General features: G+C 47.1%; 10 protein-coding genes. 3 read left to right on the top strand and 7 right to left on the bottom strand.

Annotated features, from left to right (window positions below; all coding sequences use genetic code 11):
• Nucleotides 1-141: 141 nt before the first annotated feature.
• The 3 genes from ACMGGP_RS01365 to ACMGGP_RS01355 all read right to left on the bottom strand — a co-directional run bounded on the left by ACMGGP_RS01365 (nt 142) and on the right by ACMGGP_RS01355 (nt 2,171).
• On the bottom strand, nt 142-960 hold the full coding sequence (locus ACMGGP_RS01365; protein ID WP_191917293.1) for a CDP-diacylglycerol pyrophosphatase: 819 nt from the start codon (nt 958-960) through the stop codon (nt 142-144).
• A gap of 72 nt (nt 961-1,032) precedes the next feature.
• Nucleotides 1,033-1,335 (bottom strand): contact-dependent growth inhibition system immunity protein, encoded by a 303-nt coding sequence (locus ACMGGP_RS01360; RefSeq protein ID WP_010671746.1) that lies wholly within the window; start codon nt 1,333-1,335, stop codon nt 1,033-1,035.
• A gap of 2 nt (nt 1,336-1,337) precedes the next feature.
• On the bottom strand, nt 1,338-2,171 hold the full coding sequence (locus ACMGGP_RS01355) for an RNase A-like domain-containing protein (protein WP_010671747.1): 834 nt from the start codon (nt 2,169-2,171) through the stop codon (nt 1,338-1,340).
• 1,082 nt (nt 2,172-3,253) lie between these two features.
• Between ACMGGP_RS01355 and ACMGGP_RS01350 the strand changes: the two genes are divergently transcribed.
• On the top strand, nt 3,254-6,553 hold the full coding sequence (locus ACMGGP_RS01350; protein ID WP_498798066.1) for an STY4851/ECs_5259 family protein: 3,300 nt from the start codon (nt 3,254-3,256) through the stop codon (nt 6,551-6,553).
• A complete protein-coding gene (locus ACMGGP_RS01345; protein ID WP_029519470.1) occupies nt 6,553-12,873 on the top strand; it encodes a DEAD/DEAH box helicase in 6,321 nt (2,106 codons plus the stop codon). The genes ACMGGP_RS01350 and ACMGGP_RS01345 overlap by 1 nt, the downstream gene beginning before the upstream one ends.
• A gap of 42 nt (nt 12,874-12,915) precedes the next feature.
• Here ACMGGP_RS01345 and symE read toward each other — a convergent pair whose 3' ends face one another.
• From symE to hsdR, 4 genes are all read right to left on the bottom strand, one after another.
• Nucleotides 12,916-13,245, bottom strand: coding sequence for an endoribonuclease SymE (gene symE / locus ACMGGP_RS01340; RefSeq protein ID WP_031593698.1), 330 nt, complete (start codon nt 13,243-13,245; stop codon nt 12,916-12,918).
• Between the two features lie 227 nt (nt 13,246-13,472).
• The gene (locus ACMGGP_RS01335) at nt 13,473-14,855 is read right to left on the bottom strand and encodes a restriction endonuclease subunit S (protein ID WP_498798065.1); all 1,383 of its coding nucleotides are present in this window, start codon (nt 14,853-14,855) and stop codon (nt 13,473-13,475) included.
• Entirely contained in the window at nt 14,852-16,441 is a 1,590-nt protein-coding gene (locus ACMGGP_RS01330) for an N-6 DNA methylase (protein ID WP_498798064.1), read from the bottom strand. The genes ACMGGP_RS01335 and ACMGGP_RS01330 overlap by 4 nt, the downstream gene beginning before the upstream one ends.
• A gap of 72 nt (nt 16,442-16,513) precedes the next feature.
• Nucleotides 16,514-20,023 (bottom strand): type I restriction-modification system endonuclease, encoded by a 3,510-nt coding sequence (gene hsdR, locus ACMGGP_RS01325; protein WP_498798063.1) that lies wholly within the window; start codon nt 20,021-20,023, stop codon nt 16,514-16,516.
• 526 nt (nt 20,024-20,549) lie between these two features.
• On the opposite strand from hsdR, the gene ACMGGP_RS01320 reads away from it, so the two are divergent.
• Complete coding sequence (locus ACMGGP_RS01320; RefSeq protein WP_498798062.1) at nt 20,550-22,724, top strand: McrB family protein; 2,175 nt, start codon at nt 20,550-20,552, stop codon at nt 22,722-22,724.
• Nucleotide 22,725: the final 1 nt, after the last annotated feature.

Raw genomic sequence — 22,725 nt, 5'->3', positions numbered from 1 at the left:
TTGGGTGGACACGAACCTGATTCAATGTTTACGAAACCGATGCACGGGCGATCGTCCTCGTCAGTCGGGTTCTTGCTGGCAGAGCATTTGATTACAGCAGAGTGGCTGTGTCGGTGGAGGATTAAGGGTGATAAGGTTGAGTTACTCCCCAGCTGAAACGTCAGCTGGCGGCGTTGAAAGAATAGCGCAGCGTTTATCCAGCAGCGACTCAACGGACGCCCGATTACCCTTATCCCAGCCGCGCCGGGTAGTTAGCAGGATAAATCCTTTTTCTCCCGAAAACGTCGCCGGGATGAGCGCCACACCAGACTCTGCCAGCTGCGGCGGGGACAGCCGGAAATGGCGCGCTACGGAGGAGACAGGATAAATCCCCATCGCCGTCGGCTGCATAACGCGACGGGCATAGTAGGTGTGATTCAGCAAGCGGTCGGGCAAGGGTCGCCAGTCATTATTAATATAGGGGCGCTCGGCCTGAAGCTGGCGATAGACATCTTCCCGCAGGCAGGTCAGATGAATATGTAGTTGATTCTGGCTGCGGCCATAAGCGGAATTCAGCGCCATACCGAGCCGATCCTCAGGCACTTCAGCGCCATAGGCCGCCATCAGACGATAGCGCATTAACCAGGCGTAGCCGAAATAGTCGGGACGTCCGGGGCGCGACAGCGCAATGCTCTCAATGCCGGACATCGCCACCGTGGGCACCAGAATAAAGTGCAGCCTGTGGCGAGGATTCTGGATGATGCTGTAGCCCTGCGTGCTGTGCTGCGGCAGATAGATTTGCTGGCAGGGAGCCGGATCGCGACGATAGTGATAGTTGTTCATGCAGAGGTCCTGCGTTACCGTCCACAGCGCGTCAGAGCGGGCGCATCCTGTCAGCAGCAGCGTGATGACCAGCGGCAGAGACCGGCATCGCCACAATAATTTCCCGTTCAGCGGATGGCGTCCGGTCAGGCGACTCAATGCAGGTACAACCTCATCAACAAGGGTTCATATTGGGGAGCGTTTAGCCGAATGGCAAATCAGCATTCAGCCTTAAGAAAGAGATGCACTAACCTTTTGCTTCAAAAGCATCAGGAATTCTGCAGGCGTAGTTTCCCATAATTCTGTAGAAAATTCCGCGCCATAGCGGCTTTCGAAGTCCTCCTCCAGGATGTCACATTCCCTCATAAACTGCTCAATATCATCAATCAAGCCATGTCGGGAAGCAGCGGTGGAATCTGCAATCCATGCGTTGATTTGAGCATCTACACTTTCACCACTACCGAACAGGTCATAGTCTTGTCCAAAATAGATGGCAATAAGGCTATCAAGTCCGGCTATGTTAATGTTTTTCATAATTATACCATCGGGTAAGCAGTAAGGATGAAAAAGGGCTTACCGTTCCAATACTCGAATTTAAGTATTATACGGACCCTATAGCAGGCTTTCACTTCTGTTATTCCTCTGGAAACTGAAATGCCTGTCTGGCGAGCAAAGCTACCATCTAACACTGTTTTAGCTTTCAGACCTTCGGGAACATTCTTTACCCACATCGTAATGCTATTCTTATTGTCCCTTAAAATCTTAGAGATAAGTATTTCAGCATCCCGGGTACTTTTAAAGCTGCTCGATGACTTCAATCTTGGGGATTTTTCAAGCCGCTCAAATAACTCTTCTGCAGTTTTGCCTATGTGTCTTTCAATAGCATGTCCAGCCGCATTAGTGCCCGGAGGAGATTCATGTTCAGCAAGCTTGATGCGACCACTGCGTATCGCAATGACACGCTGGGCGCCTATAGCAAAAGAAAATGCCAGCGGAATTGCCAGATCGACTGTAAATCCCACTTTCATAGCTGTATTTTTATCAGCCCCCAGAGTCTGAGCGAGTGAGACCGCAGAGTTGTAGGTATCGGTATTGGTACTTCTGCCCGTCCAGATTTGCCGCGTAGATGCCTGCACAGTATCCAGTCCATGCGTGCCGACGATTACACATCCCGCTTTAGTCAGCATCGTAGGCTCGGGTACTACACACATGGCACCGGCACCAAATAGCTCAACAACGCCGCCAGCCAGCCCTAAACCGCCAAACAATCTATTACTCAGGCTCTCGCCTTCACTAACGCTTTTATCTGATAGCAAAGCCGCAAGCTGCACTGGGGAAAGAACAACTCTCACTCCGTTTTCATTATCCATAGCTCAAAGCCTCTCTGTGGTGCTAAAAGTCATGCGCATTATTGTAGCTATCACCATCACGGACTTAAATTATTAATGGTCCTAAGTGTGATTTCAGATCAACGCAATCTTATATCATCAATGCGCCCGCCCGCGGTTGCCGAATTTAGATATCTGGCCTTTGTTGATGATTTCATTAAGGGGTTGAAGCTATAAGCCCCTTTAAAAATTTCAGAAGGTTAGCTGACTATTTTGGTTAATCAAACCTGGTTAAAAAATGGCCCATTACCTCACCAGACAACCCAGGCAGCAATTTTTGCTGTCAGCAGTGAAGTCGAGGTATAGCTAGCAACAAGTCAGGCGCATTTCACGTTGTAACCTCAACACTTCCCCTTAGTATCTATCTGAGTAAAAAAACTTTTTAAGCAGTTAAGCTTCTTTGAGTTATCAAAAAATTGTCGGAAATCGGTTCATTAACACATGCTTGTATGACGGGTATAACGTCCATTTTCGTAACGATATCTATGTCATCAGACAAACATCATTTTAAAAAGTCCTCCGTCGGGTAATTCTTTTTGTTGATAGTAAAGGCTCCCCTTATCTTGTGAATTCAGTATCAAAGCCTGAGCAAAAAGAGTCATATGGAACTTTCTGAGCGAGGGACCAGGTTTTAGTTAAATCGATTTTTGTATAATTTATCTCATAAACTTCTTTTGAAAAATTTCATACCAACACAGAAATTAGCAATGAATTCATTAAGTTAAACCGCACCACAAAATTAACAGGTCTTTAAATTTTGACTTATGATACAATTTTTGTAGTTTTAGATTGCGTATTTCTATTACTTGTTTTATATCGTAAATTCAGGCCGTTCATCATTATAGATATTTTTACTTAAGTTAAATTTCCTTCATTAGGAATCCGTAAGTGATGAAAACAATTAGCATGCGATCAATAACCATTCTACATTATTAGAAATACAACATTTTTCCAATTTCAACCTATTAAAAATAGTGGTTGCACTCCTAATTACCCAAGGATATTCTGATCTGTTTTGTTAACGTATAATTAATGAAATTTTTCCTCGCCTTTAGGAGTTTACCTTGAGTCAGTCAGAAAGCATTGCATGGTTAAAATGTACTTCCTGGATAAGTAACTTTCTAAATCGCAGAGGATTAAGATGTGCGGATGGCCGCCCACTTTATGAGTATCATGCGACAAACGATGAATACAATAATTTAACCCAGCTACTTCGGGCAGCGGGTCAATTGCAGAGTAATATCGACGATAGCGGTTACGCGGCCTGTTTTGTTCTTTTCTGCTCTGAATGGTATCGCAGAGATTATGAGCGGAATTGCGGTTGGACATGGGAGCACATTTATAAAACCTTGGGAGTATCATTAACTCCGGGTGAATTAAGTAATATTATCCCCAAAGGCATGGAAGGATATTGGGTTAGGCCAATTCGATTTTATGAGTCAGAACGCCGTAATTTTCTGGGAACATTATTCAGTGAGGGGGGATTACCATTCCGCGTACTGAAGGAATCAGATAGTCATTTTAACACCGTATTTTCCCGAATTCTAAATCAATATGAAAATTTACAGCTGGAGAATTTATCCATACATTCGTTCGTAAGAACAATTATAGAAAACTCAGCCCTGCCAACTGTTTTTAGTGAAGACACATCTGTAGAACTTATTAGCCACATAGCAAAAAAACTTAGTTCGCTGGTTCTGATATACAACCTGAGTAATTATGCTGAACCAGTGAAGCAGCTTGATAAGGTACATCCTAAATGGCGGGATGAGTTCCCTATTCCACTGGATGATGAAACTGGCACCCGTTTTCTAAATGGGTTGCTATGTAGTGCCTCTATAGAAAATAAATCGCGCTTACAAAAAAATAAAAGTTCTTATTGTCAATTCTATTGGCTGGAAAACTATCCCGATCAAATACAAGCAATAGTTTCGCTGCCTGATGAACTCTTATTCCCAATTATTAGTGAACCCTCAACGACGCGTTTTGAAATTGCCATTTATGAAGATGGTGAAGAGATCGCCAGTCTCGGCCCGGCCTATGCTTCCCTGGATAACGCTTATGCCAAAGTTCGCCTGCGTAAAAACGAATCGAGATTTGCAAGACGTGAACCCTCTTCAACTTTATCGGTTGTGGCGCTTACTGGAGGAATGATAGTTGGTGTCATACAACTGGAAAAAAGTGAAATTGCCATTGGCGAAGTACCACTTACTTTTGTTGATGATAAGCAACGTTGGTTATTGCAAGGGCAAGCTTCTTGTAGTGTACATAATAGTAATGTTCTTATCGCCCTACCTCAAGAAAAAACTACTCTTTCAGGATACGAAGGCTCTCCAGGTACAATGTTGTTATCAGGACTTAGAACACTGCTTGTGAAAGGCCGCCAGGATGTAATCATATGCGGAAAGGAAATATACAGGATTCGCACCGGGAGAGAACAATCTAAACAGAGCGAATTTGATTTTTATGGTAAACGTTTGACCTGGAATTGCCATCCTGATGAAACATTTATTGGTGTACCTAAAGTTACAGCGAAGAACCTGGATATTGAAGATATACAATTTAAACGTTACCTGAATGGCACATTGTTAGATGAATGCCAGCTACAAGAGATGATGGGAACACAATATCTTTCTGTAAGAAACAATCATAATGAAACACTACTGCGTCGAAAAATTGGCATCTTACCGGCAGATCTTGAAATTAAGATAAAAGGTGGTGAGCAAGCCAATGAAGGCTCTATTGTGGTTTCAACTCATCATCCCTGTATGTCTGCCTTAAAAGATAAATCCCTGGAGGTTGCTCGCAAACGCTCAACAGGACAAACCGAAATATTACTTAAGGCAACAGGAATGCCTCCTGCGTTTGTCTCTCTGCACATTTATCCAAATTTAGGAGCAGATCCTGTAGAGGTGAACCTACCCTTTCCAGCAAAAGGTTGCCTGGCCCTTGATGCAAATGGATGCCCTCTGGATAAAAATATTACTTTGCATGATTTACTCGGTTCCAGGGCCTTTTTGTTTGGTAAAAATGGCGATCCGACACGTTTCTCATTGGAATTGCATCTACGTTCCAAAAGTGGGCAACATGCATGGCATGAATGGTGTTATACAGCGGGAGAACACCCCGTCGAACTCAATTTATATAGTCTGAAAGAGCACATTGAAAACTTACTTTCTCTTGAGAGCGGAATTGACCAGGTTGTAGAAATGCAAATCAAAGGCGCTGGTGCTGTGATGAACTGGCAGATTCGCCGCTATAAATATAGTCTACGTTATGATTACGAAAGGGAACTCCTTATCAGCCAGTCGATCCAATATCGGACAGGACAAACTCCTTCGCCTGTCATCATGTTATTAAGTGAACCTGAGAGGAAGGTAATCCCGTTATCATCAAGATTGAGCGAAGGTGTATCAGTAGGTGAATATGAAATGAGCTCAATTATTAACAAAAATGGGCCGTGGTTGGTTGTTCCCAGACAGGGTGAAGAAATGGCATTTCGCCCCTGCTTTATACATGGGGAACCTTCGTTACCCGTTAATGAAAGTAGTATCCACTCATTGCACAAAGCGACCCAGCTTTTTAAGCCCCAGTCTGAAGTTAATACAATAATGCTGGTACTTGAACAGATGGCTAACGATCCCGCTCATTCCGGCTGGCAGTTTATGCGTAGCCTCTACGACCAATTTGGCTATCTGCCACTGGCCACCTTTGAAGTCTGGCGTGCGCTGGTACAGCATCCAAAGGCACTGGCGATGTCGTTGTTTAAATTTGAGATGTCAGCTGAGTATCTGAGCCGCATTGAAAATGAGTTCCCTATTTTATGGGAGTTATTCCCCATTTTTGAAATCAAAGCTGCAGCCGATCGTTTTAAGTTATTCCTGAGCCAAAAAGGTGCACCCGAAGAAACCCAGAATTTATTGGTAAAAAGTATGTATCAAAGGTTGGGGCTTGTTTTTCCTACATACGCCGACGAAATTGAGAAGTGGTTAAGTTACGGACAATTCCCCCCGCCCATTCCAGAGTTTTTTGTTCGTGAGTGGTATCAGGAGCTTTTACGTGAACACAGTGAAGCTCGCTGGCCAGATTACGGCTGCAAGCGTCTGCATAGCTGGATAACGTCACAAAAAAAACCAGTGATATGCATTAATCCTGACGCTGATTACCGTTATTCCGTTGCCTGGTTACCCGTCTTTGCTGCAGCCGTTGCAAGTGGTAATACATCTTTTGAAACCGTATTTGAGCGTAAACCCGGAGCTGTATTTTTTCTGAGACAAGTTAGGGACTTTGATTCCCGCTGGTTCAAAGCCATCTTCCAGTGCAGCCTGTTGCGTTATCTTGCTAAAAATAAAAAGGAATATTGATGACTACACGCTATTTTTCTTCACTTATTGAACAATCATTGTCTCGTTCAACTGAAGCAACATTAAGTATTATGGGGGTCACTAACCCGCAGTTGCGTGAGCATCTCGCGCAACAAATGGGCGCCGATTGCGGAAAGTCAGGTTCATTTCTTTCCTCACCGGTATTCCAGCAAATGTTTGGCTGGAAAGAGTCCAATAACACGATGCGCAGCTTGACGGAGGGTAACGCACTGTTAAGTAAAGCCGTCGTTGATTCACTCGATGACCAGAATAATGGACGCTACCGTTTTGGTGCTGACTGGAAACCCTTTACCCATCAGTTAGCTAGTTGGAAGGCTCTGCTTGAAAAAAAACATTCAGTGGTGGTAACCAGTGGTACAGGTTCAGGCAAAACGGAATGTTTTATGGTGCCGGTGCTGGAAGATCTCTATCGGGAATTGAATGAAAATGGCAACAATCCGTTGGTCGGTGTCAGAGCCCTTTTCCTCTATCCACTCAATGCTTTAATTAATTCGCAACGTGAGCGCCTGGACGTATGGACACGTGGTTTTGGTACCGGGATCCGATACTGCCTCTACAACGGAAATACTGAAAATTTGCATGCCGCAGTAAGAAGCGAGCAGGTAAAAAGGCCAAACGAAGTTCTGTCGCGCGAAAAAATGCGCGCAGAACCTGCTCCGATTCTGGTGACCAACGGCACGATGCTTGAATATATGATGGTTCGTCAAATTGACGCCCCGATCATTCAGCAATCCAAAGCAAAAAAATCACTACGCTGGATAGTATTAGATGAAGCGCATACCTATGTCGGTTCGCAGGCGGCGGAACTGGCACTCCAGTTACGTCGCGTGATGACTGCTTTTGGCGTAACACCTGATGATGTGCGCTTTGTGGCAACCTCTGCGACCATTGCCGGTAGCGACGCCGAAAAACAGCTGAAAAAATTTCTTTCTGAATTATCCGGCATACCACAGGAACGAATTGACGTACTGGACGGAAGCAGGGTTATCCCAGAGCTGGAACCAAGCAGAGACGCTTATCTTCCGTTAGACAAAATTGAGCAAATCCCTGATACGGAAATGAAAGGTGTAAGCTCAAAGCGCTTTGATGCACTTACGCATTCGCCCGAGGCGCGCTACTTGCGTGATATGTTGGTCACTCAGCCAAATCCAATGAAGCTTGATCAGATAACGCAGCGGCTGAATTCGCTAACTCAACAGAATTACAGCCAGCAGGATGTGCTGCGTTGGATTGACGTCTGCTCCGGTACGCAACCAAATGAAAAAGAACCGGCATTTCTCAAAGTCAGGGCGCATATCTTCCAGCGCAGCACACAAGGTATCTGGGCTTGCGTAGATAAAGATTGCAGCCAAAAGTATGGTACACCATTAGAAAAAGGCTGGCCTTTTGGCTATGTGTATGTAAACCAGAGACAAAGCTGTGATTGTGGGAGCCCGGTTTACGAGCTGGCATTCTGTAATGATTGTAACGAGCCACATCTTCTGGCCCGGGACAAAAATTGCAAACTTGTCCAGTGGGAAAATAAAGGTGGCGATGAATTCTCTTTACAGGATGAAGCACCTATTGAATATGACGCCAATGAAGAAAAAGGTGAGAAAGAGAGTCGTTATCAGCCTCCACTCATTATTGCAGCACAAAATACCAGCGAATCGGGCTACACCCTTCAACGTCTTGACCGACAGACGCGTCATATAGGTGTTATAAGCAACAACAGTATCCTGCTGACTATTAACGATATTGAACAGGTATGTAGCGTCAGTGGCTGTAGTTACAGAGGCGCAAGCGGTAAACAACCGTTCCGACGTGCTTTGTTAGGTGGGCCATTTTATGTCACTAACATTGTGCCAACCGTTCTGGAATATTGTGAGGACTTTATCAGTGAAGAAGGAAAAGAAGGCGTGGGTCCTGATTCTTTGCCAGGAAGGGGTCGCCGTCTCATCACTTTCACCGACAGTCGGCAAGGGACCGCGAGAATGGCTGTTCGAATGCAGCAAGAAGCAGAGCGAAGCCGGCTACGCGGTAGCGTGGTTGAAATCCTAAGCTGGCATCAACGCTCTCAGACTTCAACAACACCGAATGCTAATACAGATCTCGAAAAATTAGCGGAAAGAGTAAAACAGGCACGGGAGCAAGTTGAAGAATATCGAAGCTGGGGATTACCCGACCAAGCAAAACTAGCAGAAATACAGGCAGAGCAGCTTGAACAGGCTTTCCAGGCAGCGACCGGAGGCAAGGCAGCGACCATTTTGATTTCGCGAACCTGGACTGAGATGGTTAATGAACTAAAAGAAAAAGCCGACATTCGCGGTCCTATCCTCCAATATAACCACTATCTTAAGCCTGAGGTATTCAATGAAAACGGCGGCCCTCTAAAACTTTCCGAAATGCTGCTATTTCGGGAATTCATGCGTCGACCTAAACGAACTAACAGCCTGGAAACGCAAGGGCTGGTTCAGGTTGGTTATCATGGACTAGAGAAAATCCATAAAACTCCGGCACACTGGCAAGATCAAGGACTGACGCTGGATGACTGGCACGATTTTCTTAAAGTTACGCTGGATCTGTATGTTCGCGAAAGTAACTTTACACAATTGGACGATGAGTTGAAAAACTGGATTGGTAGCCGTTTTTCATCGAAGTTTGTCCGTAACCCGGACACAAAGGATCCTGAAGATAATCAGAACAAACGCTGGCCCCAAATTCGTAATGGTAATATCTCTCATCGTTTAGTGAAGCTGTTAATGCTTGGCACACGGATCAAAACCGTGAACACGGCAAGGATAGATATAATCAATACCTGGCTGAAAGAAGCATGGACTCAACTTACCGGGGCACTTGCAATATTGAAGCCTGATGGCAACCGTTTTTATTTACCAAAAGAGCATCTGACCTTTTCATTAATCACAGATGCCTGGATTTGCCCGGTTACCAATAAAATTCTGGATACAGCCTTCAAAGGCTTAACACCTTATCTGCCCACACACATTTCTTTTGAACATCTCACCCAGGCGCAGTATGACACTTATATTGCACAGAAGGTCACCATGCCTGAAATCTGGCTAATGGATCGTTCGCAAGAGGATTACGCTGCAGGACTGGCGAAAGTGCGTGACTGGGTCAGCAAGGAACCGCAAATAGCGAAATTACGTTCGGAAAACGTCTGGACTGATATAAACGATCGTGTCGTTGAGGGCGGTTTTTACTACCGCACAGCCGAACATTCTGCTCAGCAATCGTCAGAACGCCTGCAAAGCTATGAAAAAATGTTCAAGAACGGACAGCTTAACGTTCTCAACTGCTCCACTACCATGGAAATGGGGGTAGACATCGGCGGCATTAGCGCCGTTGTGATGAACAACGTACCACCACATCCGGCCAACTATCTACAGCGCGCCGGGCGTGCTGGACGTAGTAAGGAATCGCGAGCAATTTCTTACACGCTTTGTAAAGGAAACCCGCATGATCAGCAGGTTTTCGCCAACCCCCTTTGGCCATTTGAAACCCTGATCCCAGCACCAATGGTAGCGCTGAACTCCATCCGTGTGGTTCAACGCCACGTAAACGCTTTATTGCTGTCTGACTTCTTGTGTAACGTTATTGGCGAAACGGATAAAGAGAAAACCAGCCTCGACAGTCTATGGTTTTTCGGCGAAGACAGTGAGCAGTCAAAATGTGAGCGCTTCAAAGTCTGGCTGGATAGGCCGGTGCTTGATATCGATGCAGCACTGGAAAGATTAGTGAAAGGTACGGCGCTGCATGGCGCCAGATCCAAACAGCTGCGCGATAAAACAATCAATGCGATCACTTTGCTTCAGGAGCGATGGCTATCTGTTTATCGCGACCTCTTAACAAAAGAACGCGAGTCCCAGCCGCAAACACCATACCGCAAGCGCATTGAATTAGAGAAAAAACGGCACTGTGGCGAGTATTTATTGCGTGATTTAGCGGCCAGAACTTTCCTGCCGGGGTACGGCTTCCCAACGGATGTGGTGACGTTTGATAACTTCACCATGGAAGACTATATCCGGGAAAAATCTCAAAAGAGTCGTGATAAAAAAGATCGTGAAGATAACGTTTCCCGCTATAAAGGGCTTCCCTCGCGAAATCTGGGTGTCGCCATCCGTGAATATGCGCCTGGTGCAGAAATTATTCTTGATGGCCGAGTCTTCCGCTCAGCAGGTGTCTCGCTGCATTGGCACAACATTAACGCTGATACCAATGAAGCCCAGCGTCTGGATTGTGCCTGGCGCTGTCATAAATGTGGGACTATCGGTTATGAAGAAGGGATGAGTGGCACCGGCGCGATCTGTTGCACCAACAGCGTCTGCGGTGAAAAAATTATCATGAATAATCGCCGTCAGGTGCTGCAGCCTGCCGGATTTGTGACTGATGCGCATGCGCCAGTGACCAACAATATCGAAACCATGAAATTTATCCCGGTTGTCCCTGCTTGGGTGTTTGTTAAAGCAGAACCCGTGCCGCTGCCTAACCCCATAATGGGATATATGGCCTCTGGTACTGATGGGCATGTTTTCCAGCAAAGCCTTGGAAGTGGGGGGCATGGATACGCGTTATGTTTAAGCTGTGGTCGCGCAGAGTCGATGCTTAATGAAAACGATGCGCCAAAAAGTATGGAAGCCCATTACCCGCCTCGCCCGGGAAAAGCAGATCGCGATAGTCAGAATCAGCGCCTGGTTTGTTCAGGATCGACGGCACTTATGAAAAACGTCACGCTGGGAGCATTGGCTCGTACGGATGTGTTTGAAATAATCCTGCGCAAGCCACAAAACGGTGAATATCTCCCAGATAACACCGAAGAAGGACGCATTGTTGGCATGACCCTGGCAGTTGCATTGCGGCAGGCACTGTCAGGCAGGTTAGGTATTTCCGCTGCAGAACTGGGCTACGCCCTGCGTCCGGTCAGACTGGAGGATGGGCAATCAGTATTAGCCGTTCAACTTTACGATGTGATTAGTGGTGGTGCAGGCTTTGCTTCCAGTGCGCCGTTGCATATTGAGGCCATTCTGCAGGGAATGGTCAAACAGCTGGGCTGCCGACATTGTAATTCCGCTTGCAGTGAGTGTCTTCTCGACTCCCAGACTCGCCATGATCACGATTTACTGGATCATAAAGCAGCGTTGACCTGGCTTGGGGATGACTTCACGTATTATGTCGGTTTACCGGCTGAAGAGACCTTATCTTTACCAGATGCACGATACTGTCCTGGAACCATTGGCGATACGATTCGTCGGGCGATTAATGAAGGGGCTGAAAAGCTCACGTTGTGGACGAATGGTGCGTTTAATGAGTGGGATTTATATGCCCGCCAGTTCCGTGCGGCAATCCAGAGCTATCGGGTAAATGACAACGTCGCAGTTGATCTTGTCATCCCCGATAGCATGGATGACCTGGAGATACTGCATGAGCTTTCACAGTTTACTGCGCTGGGTGTGCGGCTGTGCCATATCGAACAGAAACCAGAATTGCCGATTGTTGCTCAAATCACCTTTGCAGATCGAGTAATGACGCTGGCCTCACGCAGTAAGCAGGCAACAATTCCGGGGCCGGGCTGGCACCTGAATGACGAGCTGGTCGTTCGCAGCCTTGGGTATAAAAAGCTTGAAATGGGCGATTTTGTTCTGCCGGTTAAAGCCGCGAACGTTGTAGAGCGGGTCAAGGATATTCAGATTAGCAAAGAGCTGAATGGCCCACTTTCGCAGTTCGGACAGCGCTTCTGGGACATGCTGTTTAACAACCATAACGAAGCGCAGTCGCTGATGAACAATACACGTATTAACCGCGTTCACTATACCGATCGGTATCTGCAAAACCCGGTTGCGCTGGCGCTGCTGGGAGCAATACTGAAACCGCTGCAAACAAAGCTCACCAATAATGCCGAGCTGGTGCTGGATACGTTGTTTAAACCTAAAGATCGTCCAGGTAACCGGCCTTTCCATGACTGGATGAGCGAAGCGGATTTTTATGATTTTTCTGACCAGTGGTTTGCAGCGGCAATGGGCAGGCCAGTAAAACTGACGGTGTGCGACTCGCCGCGCGATATTCCTCACCACCGTAAACTGACATTAACCTTTGAAGATGGTCAGGTACTGAAGGTCCGTTTTGATCAAGGTATGGGCTACTGGCGCATTAACTTTGCATCAAAGTGGTACAACTTTGACTTCCACGATAACGTTTCTTTCCAGTTAGGCAATATGGCGCTGGCCTGTAAGGAGGGGAACGTGGCCAACAGTGAAGAGAGCTGGGCAACAGATGTGCTGGTGGAGGTAATCGCTTCGTGATATTTAACCGCTCCCGATGCGATGTCGGGAGCGGGTTTTCATTCAGACGACTTTCTGTTTACCGGCAATAACCTGAATAAACTCCTGCACCTGCTTTTGTTTCCGCGCCGACAACTTGCACACCTGGCGCAGAGACTGCATCAATTCGCTCTCCTGCCGGGCGGTGAGCACAATACAACCTTCCATTACCTTTACATCTACTGCTGTGCCAGTAGCAAAACCGGCAGCTTCCAGCCATTGTCCTTTCATAGTGATGGCAGGTATCCGGCTGTAATCCGGATAGCGGCTTGCATAGCTAACGGTTAATTGCCGGTTATCTGCAGGAGAGACTTCTGGTTCAGAGAGTTGTGCAATAGAATGGGCGTCAGTCATGATTACTATTCCTTCTAAATAGTGATTGTGATTAGCGGCGCGGGTGTGTTGCAGCACATCCGCACCGCGCTAAATACCTGTATATATCATCAGGAAAGAGAAGAAAAGTCCAGCTAAAAACAGAGTGAAATAAGTAAGTTATAAAATCATTTTAATATAAATCGTAAGTTTTATCTGGCAGGAAATAATAAGAAGCGCACCAGAAAGGTGCGCAAAAAAAATAATAATCAGGATTTTTTACGTGAGGCTTTTTTAACTGTACTGGCTGCACGTTCGGCTTTAATTTTTTCCAGTAACGCGGCAGCGCTGTTTTCACCACTGATTAATTCCGGATTTTCTGCCCGCCATTGCGCGGTGAGTTCACCACGGAATGCCTTCGCCAGGATAGATTGAGTGAGGTTATTGACGCGGGAAAGTGCGTTGTCGACCTGTTTTTCTATGGTGTCGGCATAGGCGAAGAGCTGTTCAACTCGGCGGACAATTTCGTGTTGCTCTTCTAAGGAAGGGCACGGTATTAATGCCTCTCTGCATTGAGTCAAAGATATATTTATTTGGCCTACGATCCCTTTTGTTTCATGCATAACATCTCTGACTAAACCACCCTCACATAGTACGTGATAAAGAAAACCTGATAATAGCTTATCTTTATCAACTCTGAATAAAGTTATAGCTTGATTAATATTCCACTCTGGATATTGTTCAGTCAGAATTGCCACTTTACCTAATGGGGGGCCAACAATATTCATTAATACATCATCAGGAATAGCGATAGAGCGTTTTGATCTTGCACGATGCACTTCATCTGTAATGTATTGTGGCTTATAGTCAAAATCTATTTTCTGATTAACTATGTTATATACTTTTAGAAAGGGAATAGTGCCATTTTGAGCAAATGGGTTACCCGTTGGCGTAGAGCCGCTTTGCACTTTAATACATAGATCATTTGCTTTTTTAATTTCCCACGATTTGGATGGGATTTTTTTTTCATCACGCCATTTTTCTGTTAATTTTCCATTCACCGCAGCACAAAGCACCGCCTGACGAAAACGCTTCAAAAGCTTGGGGATTTTCTCAAGACGTGCTTTGGTGTTGTCTACCTGCGCCAGCAGCGTATCAATTTTTTCAGCGATGATTTTTTGTTCCGCAAGCGGAGGTATCGGTACTATGAGTGTAGATAATTTTTGGGCATTAACATTTTGGACGGCATTTCCAGCCGACATTGAGTAAAGCTGATTCCAATACTTTCCTGACTCTAAAAAACGCTTGAGGTATATGTCTGAAAAAAAATCAGATGGTTTAAACCGAATGAGATAAGAAGCAAACACTGCATTATTCGGTGGATTCCTCAATAAGGAACTAAAACCGATTGATCCAGCTCGAGATATGACAATATCCCTATCATGCAGTTGATATTTTAATACATCATCAGGAGTATCTAAACAATATGGTACATTAGACCAATTGACAGCGCCTTTTGTAATATCAGTTGTTCTTAAATACTTTATTTCTCCTGAAGCGCTGGACTTAGTAGTATATCCATATTGTGGCTTAGTACATATTTCAGAAAGTTGGCTTACTACCCACCCCTCCGGCAATTTCTCCACACTCATTCCTTCACCTCACCAAACGCTTCCTGCAGCAACTGACGCTGTGCATCGGCTTCATCGCTCGCACCCAGTTCACGCATCAGCGCATCCAGTTCGCCCATTGCCTGTACAAGCTCACCCATCGCTTCTGCCGCTAAAATATCCGGCTCTGGCAGGTTGTCGGCATCAATGCTGTCTTTATCTTTCAGCCAGGAGATATCCAGCGAATCAGATTTCGCCGTGCGGATCCACTCGCGGCTGAATTTGCGCCAGCGGCTGGTAGCCAGATGCTGATCGGTGTTTTTGTTCTCTTCGCTATCGGCAATTTCCGCCTCTTCAGCGTTAAAACTCCACTCACCTTCGCTACGCGGGCTTAAGCCGTGTGGGTCTTCACCATATACACGCTCGAACGGCTGTAAATGGTCGTCGGTAAACGGCGTGCGTTTGCCAAAGCTCGGCATATTGGTTCGCAGGTCATAGACCCACACGTCATCGGTACAGTTCTTATCCTGTGTCGGCTTCGCCACTGTGCCTTTGGTGAAAAAGAGCACGTTGGTCTTCACGCCCTGGGCATAAAAAATACCAGTCGGCAGGCGCAGAATAGTATGCAGATGGCACTTATCCATCAGGTCACGACGAATTTCGGTGCCTTTGCCGCCTTCGAATAAAACATTATCCGGTACCACCACCGCCGCACGCCCGCCGGGGAGCAGGGTTTCAACGATATGCTGCATAAAGCAGAGCTGTTTGTTGCTGGTCGGATGAACAAAGGTGCGGGTAATGTTAGTGCCCGCCGCGCTGCCAAACGGTGGGTTGGTGGCGACCACATGCGCCATCGGCAATGTTTCACCATCGCTACCCAGCGTGTTACCCAGGCGGATAGCGCCACCGTGGTCGAGGTTCCCTTCAATGTCGTGCAGCAGGCAGTTCATCAGCGCCAGGCGACGGGTTCCAGGCACCAGTTCCAGGCCAACAAAGGCGCGGTGGATCTGGAAATCCTGCGTATCGTTATCAAGGTCATCCAGATCGTTGGTCTGTGACTTAACGTAGCGGTCGGCTTCAATCAGAAAGCCTGCCGTACCCGCTGCCGGGTCCTGCACCACCTCACGCGGCTGCGGTTTCAGCAGGTGGATAATGGTTTTGATCAGCGGACGCGGGGTGAAGTACTGACCAGCACCAGACTTGGTTTCATTCGCGTTCTTCTGCAACAGCCCTTCGTACATATCACCGAAGTCATCACGGGATTTGCCGTGCGTGCCGTTGTACCAGTCCAGCGAATCCATGTTGCTGACCAGCTCGGTTAACTGTTTGGGCTGGGTAATGGTGGTATTCACGTTCTGGAACACCGCCTGCACCAGTTTTTGATTATCGGCACCCAGATGTACCAGCAGGTTGCGATAGAACTGCAGCTGATCCTGGCCGATACGGGATTTCAGATCATCCCAGCGATAGCCTTCCGGCAAATAGTCCGCTTCCTGGCCGGTCTCTTTACACATTTTCAAAAACAGCAGCGAGGCGAGTTCGTTAACGTAGTTTTGATAGGAGACGCCGCCGTCGCGCAGGTTGTCGCACAGCTTCCACAGCTTAGCGACCAGATCATTATTGTTCATTGAGTATTCCGTAAATAAACAGCGGCCCTATTCAGGGCCGCAGAAGAAGACATTGTCGGGGATGATAACGCGTTAAGCAGGCTCGTCCCAGATGTAATCACTGAACTTATCGAGCAGGCTGTCGAGATCATCATCGAAGGTTTTTTGCAGCATTGTCTTGCCGCCACGACGATGAAAATTGCCCGTTTTGAAGACATCGTCGTCAAGCACCACCTTCTCTTTCAGCGCAGTGGCCAAACGATCGAGCCAGGTCAGTTGCTCACTGTTCCAGTCGTTTTCGCCTTTGATGCGCCCCAGCGCATGATCGACACGCTCATCGAACGGCTTCAGCGCATCACCTACCGCCGCACGGCGTATGTGACCAATTAATCGGGCGGCGATATCCTGATTGCGCGTCTCTTTCCACGCTTTGCGCAGGGTAGATTCCTCGAAGTGCTGGCGATCAAACCATTCCTGCAGTTCGACTAGCCCTTTGCGGGTGAGGTCGCGCGGACGATTTATCACCGCCTGTAAGGCTGGCTGCGCATTCGGAGAACGTTGCACCAGCGAATCAAAGGCTTCGAGAAAATCCTGCGGCGTGTCGTAATCCCCATAGAGCGATTTTACGCTCACCACTTCATCGTCAATGTCGAGGAAGATTGGTGCATCATTCAGGTTGTTGATGTCGGCTTTCAGCTTCTCCAGACGGGAAATAAAGCCTGGCAGTTTGTTGAAGACTTCGGCACTCCAGTGCGCTCCTTTATCCCGCAGGCATGAGGCAAAGCCATTAAAGTTAACGCCTGCCGCGTCCTGGCATAGCTCATCCAGACGACGCACCTGCTTATCTACTGTTTCGCTGCGGTCACGGTTAAACGTGGCAAGGCCGATAATACGCTGGAGCTTGGCCACCAGCTGTTCATGGCTGTGCTCGGCAAAGCTGCGGCCATCCGCTTCGACGGTTTTGTAAGTCTCGGAATCAGTGATTTCATTGACCAGCGTTTGCAGTTCGACCTGAGGACGGACAACCACCGGGCGCATGGTATCGACACTTTCCAGCGAGCTATAGATATCGACGCAGTCGAAAATCTTAAAGCTGGTTTTCGCCACCGCCGGACACAGACGTGTCGCACGGCCTTTCATCTGCTCGTACAGAATGCGGCTGCGTACCTTACGAAGGAAAACGATATTACAGATCGATGGAATATCCACGCCAGTCGTCAGCAAATCGACGGTCACGACAATATTGGGCAGCCGCTCTTTGTTAAAGCGGGTGATCATAGTCTGCACTTTACGCGCGTCTTTATCAGCATCGCCGGTAATCTTGATAATCGCGTCATGTTCCAGCTGCGGATACTTTTTCTTAAATGCGGTTCGCAGCTCTTCCACCACCATATCGGCATGGGCATTGGTGACGCAGAACACCAGCGTTTTTTGTATACCTGTGGGGTCGAGGTAGTTAGTGAGTTCGTTACAGACGGCGCGGTTAAACGCAGGAATAATCAGGTTGCGGTTAAAGTCGGCGACCTCAAAATCCTGTTCGTCTTCCAGGGTATCGTTAATCACTTCACCCTGCGAGCTGATACGCTCGACCTGCTCACCCTGAGCAAGATAAACGCCATCCTGCGCGTTACGGGTCGTGATCTGAATCGGCGGATCCTGGTCGATCAGATAACCATCGATTACCGCAGTACGGTAGGTGTAGCGATAAACCGGATCACCGAAGATCTGCACCGTATGCAAAGCGGGCGTTGCGGTCAGCGCAACCTTTACTGCATCAAAATGATCGAGAATACGGCGATAGGCAGAAACGTAATCAAGCTGGCTACGAAATTGCAGTTCTCCTTCGGTCTGCTCTTTATCGAGAATGTAGCCACGGTGTGCTTCGTCCACGACAATACAATCGTAACGGCCAACCGGCATGGGTTCATCCGATTGCAGGGTGCGTTTAACCAGCGACTGGACCGTGGCAACGTGAATTTTGGTGCTGTCTTCCGGGAATTTATCCGTCAGCCCTTTGATATCAAAGATGCTGTTAAAGGTGTCGCCGTTAATACGCGTATCGTCAAACGCGCCAAGCGCCTGCTCACCGAGAGAACGTCGATCAACCAGGAAAAGAATGCGCTTAAAACGCTGAGACTGGATAAGACGGAACATCAGGGCGATCGCGGTACGGGTTTTACCGGTGCCGGTCGCCATCGCCAGCAGGATCTCTTGCTGCCCATTAACGATGGCAGTTTCGACTGCGCGCACGGCATCTTCCTGATAGTAGCGCAGGCCCAGCTCGCTCATCCCTGGGTTATCAGCAAACCACTGATTTTGTATGTGCGCATCGCTGCCGAGCATATCTGACAGCTCTTCCGGACGATGCCACTCCGGCAATGCTTTGGACATATTGGTAGTATGACGGACGTCACGATACCAGATACCGCTTTTGGTCTTCATTGCCGCGCGATATTCACGCCCGTTGGTTGAGTAGCAGAAAGGAATTTTAAAGCGCTGTTCGCCGCTGGTATCCTGCCAGCTGATTTCATAGAGCGGTACCGCTTCGTGCACGTCGTCGGGAGCGTACTCCTCCAGCAACGTATCGCGTAAGAATGCATTATCGAAGTATTTACTGTAGCGATAGGACTCATTGAGTTTGGCGGGAACGTCGATATTTTTACGCTTCGCTTCAACTACTGCGATGGGCTTAAGGCCAACGAATAAGACATAGTCCGCAAAGCCCTGCTTGCCCGTTTCATCTTTACCAGTTGGCCATTCAGCAATAGCTTTATTAACACCCGGTTCCGGGCGTGCACCTTCAGAGAAGCGCAAAGCTTTGCTATCAGCTTGCCAGCCTGCTTTACGCAGCTGTGCATCAATCAGGAAGCGACTCTCTTCTTCACTCAGGTCGAGCGTACGCTTGATGGCCTGATCGGTGATCTCTTTTTGGTATGCCTTGCGTTCCTGTTCGGTCTGTTTCGCCAGCTCCGCATTTTTCTCGGCTAACTGGGCTTCCAGCGCCGCAAGCCGTGCTCGCGTTTGTGCTTCGGTTTCCTGCTGCTTACCTTCAAGAATAGCGATATAGCCGTTCAGGCTAATCAGCTTCTGCTGCTGTGCTGCCAGCTCTGACTGACTTTGCGCTTTTTCCCGTGCCTGCTGTTCAAGCTGGTGTTTCAGCGTCAGCACTTCCTGGTGATAAAGATTTTCGCCACGTTCAGGCAAAGTAAAAACAGGCACCACGAAGTCATAATTTTTGGTGACCAGACGGTAGTACCAGACACCCAAACGGAAGCCGAGCCGCAGGCACATCTGGGCGTCATCAAGATCGTTATGGTATTCATGTACCGCCTGATTACCAATGCGGCGCAATTTGTGGAATACAGAAAGGATGGTGTCATCAACGAACGCAATTTTTCCCAGCTCACGCAGGAGATCGTGTTGATTCTCGCAGGCAGGAATGCCCAGCAGCAGTCCAAGATGTTTAGCCGTCGCTTCGCCAAACATACGCATTTTAACCAGCGTGGTGTTGGGATCGTCCGGATAATTGTTTTCCGCCGCGCAGGCGATAGCATAGGTAAAGTCGTTGACGCCCTTCAGGAACTCAAAACTGGATTTAGTCATCAGCAGTATCAATCCATCACTGTGCAGGCCTATCCGTTATTAAGACCCGTAACTCTTTATCTTAACTTTTCTTAATGTTTTGAACAATGGCTGACATCGCGGTATGTTGTTCAACAGAGGAGCAGGTCACACCTGTCTCGCTAGTGGAACCTTGCTGTTGAAGAGTAATGCAATGACCGCGTACATCGTATCGGCCAACTATATCCAGTCCAAATTCATATGCCAATGGCCATACATACTGGCTATCAGGAACACTCCTTCGACTGTTTATTTCAGGAGTTCATGTTGCGTAAACGAAACTTAGCCGAACAGCGGTCTGGCTAATGGGTGCTAGTGCTGATGACATCTCACAGCTACATGCGGCCTTAAAGAGCGATAACTCCATGGCGAGCGAAGACATTTTAGAAACGCATATTCGAATGATGCTTAAAAAAGATGCAGAAACTAATGGTCCATAAATGGACGATAGATAATATCGAATCTGTTAAATCTGTAATTTTTTAGTGCTTGAAAGAGGATAACAAGGATGAGCCGCTATACCGGTGAAGAACAAGCAGAACAAATTTTAAAAGCAGCCAGTGAATGGCGGCAACGTTGCCTGATTAATGGCGGCTCACTTTTCAGCAATAAAAAACTCTGGGATAGTCAGCATCTGGTCGAAATTGAGCGCGATGTGGTCAACAGTCAGCTAGAGCTTGAAGGCAACTTTATTCATCGTCTTAAGGAACAGCTGGCCAGCGTCACTCCAGAGGCGAAGCAGCTCACTGCAGAAATGCTATGGCTACTCTTTCTTTGTGCTAGTAACATCAGCGTCAGAACAAAGCGTGAGCAGATAACCACTATCTGGGAGCTTGCTGGTGAAGCGCTAAATAATGATAACCCATTACTAAAAGATGCGGTGCTTTCAGGCGTAGGAAGTGCTGGGACTGGATTCAACACTTTCCGGGCGCGTGAGTTTGCTTATCTTACTAACGTCCTGAAAGCGTTATTAGCACTATCATTAGCTGAGCGTGAAGCTCGTCTGAGTGATGGCTTCGCCTTTGCAGAGTGGCTAAGCATAATCCCTGAAAATACCAGCCGCCAGTTCCGCCATATGCTGATGTTTATGCTGTTTCCAGATGAATTTGAACGCATCTTTAGTAACAATGATCGCCGCATCATTATCCGCGCCTTCAAACCGCAGCAGAAAGAAGAGCTGTCAGCTGTGGCGATGGACAGAGCGCTGCTTGAGATCCGTCGTGAACAGGAAGATAAACAAGATAGTAGTAAGCTCGACTTCTACGTTCCACCACTATCAGAAATCTGGCAAATACGCGAAGAGGTTGTCGCAAAACCTGTAGCGATAACATCAATTGATAAAGTGCTTACACATCAAGAAATCATCGATCCTCTTAATTTAGTTTTATTTGGCCCACCAGGTACAGGTAAAACTTATGAACTTAATAAATTAAAGGAAAAGTACACAAGCAATGCTAATAGCATTTCACGAAAGGAATGGCTGATGGAACAGTTAGCCAATAGCACCTGGTGCGATGTTATATACATGTGCATTCGAGATTTAGGTTATAAAGCCAGTCTGTCTCAAATAGCAAATCACGAATACTTTATTGCGAAGTCAAAACTTCATACTGGAAATGCTGATGTTAAATCAACTTTGAGATCAACTCTCCAACGACATACGAGTAAGTTCTCTACTACAGTTAATCATCAAAAACGCTTGTCTCCATCTTTATTTGATAAAGATGCTGATGGTATATGGTATATCATCCCAGATACTGAAGATGACTCAGCTCATCTGGATGAGCTACAAGAGCGGCTCAAGCGGCAACCTGCTGCCACAGAAATAATCAGCCGCTATGAATTCGTCACATTTCACCAAGCTTATAGTTATGAAGATTTCGTCGAAGGTATTCGTCCGGAACTGGACGAAGAAAGCGGTGAATTAAGCTACTCGCCGCAAGACGGAGTTTTTCGCCTTATCTGTAAGCGTGCCGAAGCTGATCCAGAGCATCGCTACGCTATATTTATCGATGAAATAAACCGTGGCAATGTGGCGAAAATTTTTGGCGAGCTAATCACGTTAATTGAAACCGACAAACGCACTAACGGCGACAAAGGCATGCGTATTACATTGCCCTATTCTCGTAAGCCATTTGGCGTGCCTGATAACCTGGATATTTACGGCACGATGAACACCGCCGATCGCTCAATTGCACTACTGGATACCGCTTTACGTCGCCGCTTCCGTTTTAAAGAGCTAATGCCGGACAGCAGCAAAATCGCTGGCTCAGACGGTACGGGAAATATCGTTGATGAAGATGGTAATCAGATTAACCTGCGCAGGCTGCTGGATGCGATGAATCACCGTATCCGCTTTCTTCTGAGCCGTGATCTCATGCTAGGCCATGCTTATCTTTGCTCCGTTACTAACCTTACACAGCTAAAGACAGTTTTCCTGAATCAGTTTATTCCTCTTCTACAGGAATACTTCTATGAAGACTGGCACAAAATCCAGCTGATATTCCGCGATATCGACGCTACCGGTAAGCTGGTGGAAGCTCCACTGATTAGCCATGTTAAGCTGACCAGTAAAGATGTTTTCGGCTTTACCCATGATGACTTTGAAGAGGTCGTTGAATACCGTGTTTCAACTACCCAGGAAATTACGCCTGACTCAATTCGCAAAATTTACGAGGATTAAG

Source organism: Curtobacterium sp. BNK-1 (assembly GCF_048685235.1).
Taxonomy (GTDB): Bacteria; Pseudomonadota; Gammaproteobacteria; order Enterobacterales; family Enterobacteriaceae; genus Pantoea; species Pantoea agglomerans.
The sequence above is the reverse complement of the archived record's forward strand: the minus strand, read 5'-3'. Positions and strand labels throughout refer to the sequence as shown.

Excerpts from the sequence above, each read along its gene's own strand:
- ACMGGP_RS01360 (WP_010671746.1), bottom strand. The coding sequence starts at position 1,335 with ATGAAAAACATTAACATAGCCGGACTTGATAGCCTTATTGCCATCTAT.
- ACMGGP_RS01355 (WP_010671747.1), bottom strand. The coding sequence starts at position 2,171 with ATGGATAATGAAAACGGAGTGAGAGTTGTTCTTTCCCCAGTGCAGCTT.
- ACMGGP_RS01345 (WP_029519470.1), top strand. The coding sequence starts at position 6,553 with ATGACTACACGCTATTTTTCTTCACTTATTGAACAATCATTGTCTCGT.
- symE (WP_031593698.1), bottom strand. The coding sequence starts at position 13,245 with ATGACTGACGCCCATTCTATTGCACAACTCTCTGAACCAGAAGTCTCT.
- ACMGGP_RS01335 (WP_498798065.1), bottom strand. The coding sequence starts at position 14,855 with ATGAGTGTGGAGAAATTGCCGGAGGGGTGGGTAGTAAGCCAACTTTCT.
- ACMGGP_RS01330 (WP_498798064.1), bottom strand. The coding sequence starts at position 16,441 with ATGAACAATAATGATCTGGTCGCTAAGCTGTGGAAGCTGTGCGACAAC.
- hsdR (WP_498798063.1), bottom strand. The coding sequence starts at position 20,023 with ATGACTAAATCCAGTTTTGAGTTCCTGAAGGGCGTCAACGACTTTACC.
- ACMGGP_RS01320 (WP_498798062.1), top strand. The coding sequence starts at position 20,550 with ATGAGCCGCTATACCGGTGAAGAACAAGCAGAACAAATTTTAAAAGCA.